Raw genomic sequence first — 7,044 nt, 5'->3', positions numbered from 1 at the left:
CCACACTCCTTCTTGAGGCGAAAATGACTCGAAAGAAATCCACTTCTTTCACTATGCTCAAAACATGCCAGGCACCGCGCTCGAGCTCTCCACACTGGGCCACCGCATCCGACACCACCGCCTCACCGCGGGTCTCACCCTCGACGAGCTGGGGGCCGCCGTCGGCGTCGCCGGCAGCCAGCTCAGCCTGATCGAGAACGGCAAGCGCGAACCCAAGCTCTCCCTGCTGCAGGCGATCGCCGACGCCACGGGCACCGACGTGTCCGACCTCATCTCGGGCGAACCGCCCAACCGGCGCGCGGCCCTCGAGATCGAGCTCGAACGCGCGCAGGCGAGCCCCACGTTCCGGCGCCTGGGCATCGCACCTGTGCGCGTGACGAAGGGGATGTCGGATGAGACGCTCGAGACGATGCTGGGCATGCATCGCGAGCTGCAGCGACGCGAGCGCGAGGCCATCGCGACCCCCGAGGAGGCCCGCCGGGCCAACACCGAGCTGCGGCTGCGGATGCGCGAGATCGACAACTACCTGCCCGAGATCGAGAAGCTCGCCGAGAAGCAATTGCGCCTCGCCGGCCACGTCTCCGGCGCACTCACGCACCGCACGGTGAGCATCATGGCCGAGCGACTCGGATTCGAGCTGATCTATGCGGCGGATCTGCCCTCGTCGACCCGCTCGATCACCGATCTCGAGAACGGACGCATCTATCTGCCCCCGGCATCCATCCCCGGCGGCCACGGCCTCCGATCGATGGCGCTGCAGGCCATGGCCCACCGCCTGCTCGGCCACACCCGCCCCACGGACTACGCCGACTTCTTGCAGCAGCGCCTCGAGATCAACTACTTCGCCGCGTGCTGCCTCATGCCCGAGGGCGCCGCGGTCGCCTTTCTGCAGCAGGCCAAGAAGGACCGCAACCTCGCCGTGGAGGACTTCCGCGACGCGTTCGGCGTGACGCACGAGGCCGCGGGCATGCGCATGACCAACCTCGTCACCCATCACCTGGGCATCTCCCTGCACTTCCTGCGGGTGGGGCACAACGGAGCGTTGCAGCGGGTCTACGAGAACGACGACCTGCCCCTGCCGATGGATGTCACCGGTTCGGTGGAGGGGCAGATCGTCTGCCGCCGATTCTCGGCCCGCGGGGCGTTCTCGCAGCAGAACCGCACGACCGAGCACTACCAGTACACCGACACCCCCGCCGGCACCTTCTGGTGCTCGACGCAGACCGGCACGACGCCCGACGGCGAGTTCTCGATCACGGTGGGCGTGCCCTTCGACGACGCCCGCTGGTTCCGCGGCCGCGAGAGCGCGGCGCGCGCGGTATCGACCTGCCCCGACGAGGCCTGCTGCCGACGCCCCGCGAACGAGGTCGCCGAGCGCTGGGACGGCAGGGCCTGGCCCTCGGCCCGGGTCCACACGCAGATGTTCTCGCCGCTGCCGCGCGGCGCCTTCCCGGGCGTGGACGACTCGGAGGTCTACGCGTTCCTGGATCGGCACGCCGAGGGATGACGGATGCCGGGGCCCGCGCCCCGGCATCCTCCCGCGGGGGTCAGACGATCTCCGCGCCCGCGTGTCCGAGTTCGGCGAGCGCCCGCGCGCTCGATTCGGGCGCGACGCCGGCGACGAGCGCGGTGAGTACGCGCACGCGCCGGCCGTGCGCGATCGCGTCCAGCGCCGAGGCCCGCACGCAGTGGTCGGTCGCGATGCCGACGACGTCGACCTCGAGCACGTGATGCTCCTCGAGCAGCTCCGCGACGCGGCGGCCGTCATCGGTCGTGCCCTCGTAGAGAGAGTAGGCGGGGACACCCTGCCCCTTCTTGACGTGGTGGGTCACCGCCGCGGTCTCGAGGCCCGGGTCGTACTCGGCGCCCTCCGTACCCGAGACGCAGTGGACCGGCCACGTGTCGATGAAGTCCGGCTCGGGGTGGAAGTGTCCGCCGTTGTCGCCCTCTGCCGCGTGCCAGTCTCGGGAGGCGATGATCAGCTCGTACTCCCCCGCGTGCGCACGCAGGTGCCCGGTGATGGCGGCCGCCACCGCGTCGCCGCCGGCGACGGCGAGCGCTCCGCCCTCGGTGAAGTCGTTCTGCACGTCGACGATGAACAGCGCCTTGCTCATGTCTCGAGCGTACGCCGGGTGGCGGCATCCGTCTGCCCCGCCGCCGCGGTGTGCGGAGCGTCCGGACCCGCGCGCCAGAGCCTGCTCGGCCACCAGATCGCACGCCCGATGTCGTGCGAGAGCGCGGGCACGAGCAGCGAGCGGACGACGAAGGTGTCGAGCAGCACGCCGAACGCGACGATGAACGCGATCTGCGCGAGGAAGAGGATCGGGATGACCCCGAGCGCTGCGAACGTCGCCGCGAGCACGAGGCCCGCGGAGGTGATGACACCACCCGTGGCGACGAGGCCGCGCAGGATGCCCTGGCGCGTGCCGTGGCGAAGCGACTCCTCACGCACCCTCGTCATCAGGAAGATGTTGTAGTCGATGCCGAGCGCCACCAGGAAGACGAACCCGTAGAGCGGCACCGCGGGATCGGCCCCCGGGAATCCGAACAGGTGGTTGAACACGAGCGCGCTGATGCCGAGCGCAGCCCCGAACGACACGATCACGGTGGCGATCAGCAGCACGGGGGCGAGCACCGACCGCAGCAGCAGCATCAGGATGGCGAGGATCACGATCAGGACGATCGGGATGATCAGCGTGCGGTCGCGGATCGAGGTCGCGTTGGTGTCGAGCGCCACCGCGGTGACACCTCCGACGAGCGCCGTGCCCGAGCCGAGCTCGGCGTCCAGGTCCGCCCGCAGCTGGGCCACGGTCTCCTCGGCGGCGGCGGAGTCCGCGGGGTCGGCCAGGGTGACCTGCAGCAGGACGTCGCCCTCCGACACCATGGGCTCCGGGGCGGGGGTCCCCGGCGGGCCCGCCGCCTCGAAGACGACGTCGCCGTCAACGACGCTCACCGAGGCCTGTCCGGTCGGAGAATCCTCCGCGGCCACCGCGACGCCGTCGACGCCGTCGGCGTCCGCGAGCACCGTCGTGGCGGCGGCGATCTCGCCCTCCGGGACGATCACGTAGGCGGGGCTGCCCGACCCGCCCGGGAAGTGCTCTGCGAGCACGGCCTGGCCGTCGCGGGCCTGCGAGGCACCGAGCACGAGATCGCTCGACGAGACGCCGTCGGCCTTGAGCTGCAGCATCCCGACGCTCGCGCCCAGGAGCACGACGGTGCAGATGATCCAGATCGGGCGGGCGCGGCGCGCGACCAGGCGCGCCGTGGCGGGCCACACTCCGCGGCCGTCGCGCACGGGGTCGGATGCCGCGGCCTGACGCTTGGGCACAAAGGGCCAGAACGCGACGCGGCCGAACACCGCCAGCAGCGCGGGCAGGAAGGTCAGCGCCGCGAGCATGGCGAAGACGATGCCGATGGAGGCGATGGGCCCCAGGGCGCGGTTGGTGGCGAGGTCGGACAGCAGCAGGCAGAGAAGGCCCGCGATCACCGTGCCGCCCGAGGCGAGGATCGGCTCGAACGACCCGCGCGCCGCGGACAACGTGGCCCGCCACCGCGCCTCTCCGTGCGAGAGCGCCTCTCGGAAACGGGCGACGTAGAGCAGGGCGTAGTCGGTCGCCGCGCCGATCACGAGGATGAAGAGGATGCCCTGTACCTGCCCGTTGAGCACCACGATGCCGGCGTAGGCCAGCCACCACACGGTGAGCAGGGCGACGCACAGCGCGAACAGCGACGACGCCAGTACGAGGATCGGCAGCAGCGGCGAGCGGTAGACGATGATCAGGATGACGAACACGGCGCCGAGGGCGACAAGCAGAAGAAGCCCGTCGATGCCGAGGAAGCCCTCGGAGAGGTCGGCCGTGAAGCCTGCTGGACCCGTGACCCAGCCCTCCAGGCCGTCGGGCAGCTCGGCGACGATGCTGCGCAGCTCGGCGACGACGTCACGGATCTCGCCGTCGGCGTCGATCGGCACGAACAGCTGAACCGCCTCGCCGTCCTCGGAGGGGATCGGCGGTGACACGTCACCCGACACCCCTTCGATCTCGGCGAAGGCGATGGGCAGGTCCGTCGTGATCGTCAGCTGATCGGGCGTGAGCTCGCCGTCGCCCGTGACGACGACGACGGCGGGGATGGATTCGGATCCCGCGAAGTCGGGAAGCCTCTCCTGCACCTGCGTCGCGTCGGCACTCTCGGGCAGGAACGAGGACTGGTCGTTGGTGGAGACCTCCTCGACCTTGCCGAAGTACATCCCGCCGACAGAGCCGCCGATCAGCCAGACGAGGATCAGCACGACGGGGATGCCGATCCGCAGCCAACGGCTCGGTCGGCCCGCGCGAGGGTCAGAATCGTCGGGTGCGGCGTCGCGCAGCGAGCGGCGGGTGTCGGGATTCACGATCGCTAGCTTAGCTAGCAATCTATGCTCTTGGCGATCCCGGATGTACGCGCAGGATCATCCTTCGGCGATCAGGGCGATCCATCCCGCCGCGTACGCGGCCAGGGCGACGGCCAGCATCAGCAGCGCGAGGCGCACGAGCGCGCGCACGGCGTGAGAGCCGGCATCCAGGCGCATGCGGTTGTGCCAGCCGTGCCGGTAGTAGATGTCGGCCATGTCGCGCGAGTCGAGCCGGCGAACGTCGTGGTCGGTGAGCGCCGCCTCGTTCACGCCGCCCTCGTCGTCGAACCATCGCACGACCGAACCGTCATCGGTGTGCTCGATGACGCCCCGAGCGGGCAGCCAGGTGCCGTCCGCGATGCGCGCGACGAGGGCCACGAAGAGCAGCGCGAGCCCCGCCCCCACGCCGATCCAGGTGAAGACCTCAGCGATCAGTCCCACCGTGTCGGCCACGCTTCACAGATTAGCGGCGGCCGGCATGGGTCCGACGTCGGCACGACGGGCGCGGTCATCCTGGGCGGAGTGTCCACCGCGGTCATCAACATCATCGACGACAGGATGCAGCACCAGGTCGCGGCGGTCGGGTTCGAGCCGGCGAGCTGCACCCGCGAGGACTCGATGTGCGCGGTCGTGCTCCAGCATCCTACGCGTCGAGCCCCCTCGTGACCCCGGACGGCATCGCGATCGGCACCCTGTGCGTGTTCGACGAGAGCCCCGGCGGGCTGCGCGCCGAGCAAAGCGCCGCGCTCGATGTCTGGCCCATCAGGTCGTCGACGTACTGGAGCTGCGTCGCCTCACGCACGAGCTGGCCCGATCCAACGAGCAGCTCGCGTCGTTCGCCGCGCAGGTGAGCCACGATCTGCACAACCCCCTGATGGCGCTCTCGGGGTTTCTCGAGCTCGCCTCCGACAGCCCGGAGATGGCGCACGCACCCCACGCCGCCGCGGCCCTCGGCCGAGCCGAGTCGGCGGCGGAGAGGATGACGGCGCTGGTATCGGACCTGCTCGAATTCGCCCGTATCGGCGGAGCGCAGCCACGGCGGGGCGCCGTCGACATGCAACGGATCTGCGGCGAGTCGCTCGAGGATCTGAGCGCGCTGGTGCGATCGACGCATGCCGTCGTGAGCATCGACGCGCCGATCCGGCCGATCGGCGACCCCACTCTGCTGCGGGCACTCATCCAGAACCTCGTCGCCAACGCGCTGAAGTTCACCGCGGCAGCCGGCACGACGCCGCGGATCGACGTGCGCGGCGATGACCTCGTGGGCGGATGGCGCCTCACCGTCGACGACAACGGCCCCGGAGTGCCCGTCGAGCGCCGCGATCGCATGTTCGAGCTGATGGAGCGGGGCGCGAGCTCGGCCGTGGAGGGGCTGGGCATCGGCCTGGCCACGTGCCGGCGCATCGTGCAGGCGCACGGCGGGCGCATCGGCATCGACGACTCCCCCGCCGGCGGGACGCGCGTGTGGGTGACGCTTCCCGGCGGCGCGGCGCAATACGGGCCCGCGCCCAGAGCCGATGTGCGCGCCCAGAGCCGGTCGAAGGGCGGCACATATACCGGCTCGCGCTCTCGATGAAAGAACTCTCACCAAGTATTTCGCCGTGGGGCGTCGGAAATACATATCTTCGAATCTCGATGTCGGTGGTCCCGCGTAGAGTTCGAATATGAACACATGGTCCGGCGGCGACGCACACGACGACAACGTCGATCGTGTGGATGCTGTCGCGGCGGGGTTGGCGGCGGAGTATGCGGCCGCGGTGGCCGCTATTGCTGCCGCGGAAGCTCAGGCGATGAGCGTGCTGGCGCGGGCGCAGGCGGTGGGGTTGGAGCGAGTGGCGGAGATCCCCCGCAGCGCCGGCCGCGAAGCGGAACTCCCGTTGCGTGCCCTTGCGGCGGAGCTCGGGGCGTGTGCGCGGCAACCGGACCGGTCCGTGCAGCGGCGAATGAACGACGCCCACACCCTCGTGACGCGTTTCGCGGCGTCGTTTGAGGCGCTGGCGGCAGGGGCGGTGTCGGTCGGGCACGTGCGGGCGATCGTCGAACACGGGGTGAAACTCACCGACCCGGACATTCGCGCCGCGTTCGAGATCGAAGCATTGGAGCGGGCCGCGTCCACCACACCCGGGCGGCTCGGGCCGCAGCTCGCACGGCTCGTGGAGCAGGTGCAGCCGACCACTTTTGCGGAGCGGCACAAGGTCGCGCGCAAGAGCGGCGGGGTGTGGGTGCGGGACGTCGAAGACGGGATGACCGAACTTCTGCTGCGGGGCCCGGCGGTGCCGGTGCACGGGATCCACGACATGATCACCCACATCGCCCGCGACGTCCTCAACACCGCACACGCCGCCGAAGCCGCGGACGCGGCGGCTGCGGGCGCAGCTGGGACTGGCGAGCCTGCGGCTGGCGCGGGCGTCGCGGGCGGCAGCATCGTGGATTCTCGGACCCTGGATCAGGTGCGCGCGGACGTGCTCATGGAGATGGTCCTCACGCACCGGATCGACACCGAGACCGGCGAAGGACTCGGCGACGGACACGGCGGACTCGCCTCCATCCGCGCGACCGTCAACGTCACCGTCCCCGCCCTCGCACTCGCCGGCGTGACCGACGACCCCGCAGAACTCGTCGGACGCACCCCCATCGACCTCGACACCGCGAGA

7 protein-coding genes are annotated in these 7,044 nt (G+C 70.5%); 4 read left to right on the top strand and 3 right to left on the bottom strand.

The window, feature by feature from the left end; translation table 11 throughout:
- The first annotated feature begins 64 nt into the window (after window positions 1-64).
- Complete coding sequence (locus DI573_RS13140; protein WP_292815135.1) at window positions 65-1,507, top strand: helix-turn-helix transcriptional regulator; 1,443 nt, start codon at window positions 65-67, stop codon at window positions 1,505-1,507.
- Between the two features lie 40 nt (window positions 1,508-1,547).
- On the opposite strand, the gene DI573_RS13135 is transcribed toward DI573_RS13140, so the two are convergent.
- From DI573_RS13135 to DI573_RS13125, 3 genes are all read right to left on the bottom strand, one after another.
- Window positions 1,548-2,114 (bottom strand): isochorismatase family protein, encoded by a 567-nt coding sequence (locus DI573_RS13135; RefSeq protein WP_292815133.1) that lies wholly within the window; start codon window positions 2,112-2,114, stop codon window positions 1,548-1,550.
- Window positions 2,111-4,309 carry an efflux RND transporter permease subunit gene (locus DI573_RS13130; RefSeq protein WP_292815137.1) on the bottom strand — a complete coding sequence of 733 codons (2,199 nt, stop codon included), beginning with the start codon at window positions 4,307-4,309 and terminating at the stop codon, window positions 2,111-2,113. Before DI573_RS13130 ends, DI573_RS13135 begins: the two co-directional genes overlap by 4 nt.
- A 138-nt stretch (window positions 4,310-4,447) precedes the next feature.
- Window positions 4,448-4,843: a hypothetical protein gene (locus DI573_RS13125; RefSeq protein ID WP_292815131.1), complete on the bottom strand. Its 396-nt coding sequence runs from the start codon at window positions 4,841-4,843 to the stop codon at window positions 4,448-4,450.
- A gap of 69 nt (window positions 4,844-4,912) precedes the next feature.
- Between DI573_RS13125 and DI573_RS13120 the strand changes: the two genes are divergently transcribed.
- From DI573_RS13120 to DI573_RS13110, 3 genes are all read left to right on the top strand, one after another.
- Window positions 4,913-5,056, top strand: a complete 144-nt coding sequence (locus tag DI573_RS13120; protein WP_292815129.1) for a hypothetical protein — start codon at window positions 4,913-4,915, stop codon at window positions 5,054-5,056.
- Between the two features lie 28 nt (window positions 5,057-5,084).
- Entirely contained in the window at window positions 5,085-5,966 is an 882-nt protein-coding gene (locus tag DI573_RS13115; protein WP_292815127.1) for a HAMP domain-containing sensor histidine kinase, read from the top strand.
- Window positions 5,967-6,054: 88 nt separating this feature from the next.
- Window positions 6,055-7,044 (top strand): DUF222 domain-containing protein (locus DI573_RS13110; protein ID WP_292815125.1); only part of this gene is annotated, 990 nt, incomplete at its 3' end.

Source organism: Microbacterium sp. (assembly GCF_003248605.1).
Lineage (GTDB): Bacteria > Actinomycetota > Actinomycetes > Actinomycetales > Microbacteriaceae > Microbacterium.
Note: the sequence above shows the minus strand (reverse complement) of the source record. Positions and strands in the feature narration are given on the sequence as shown.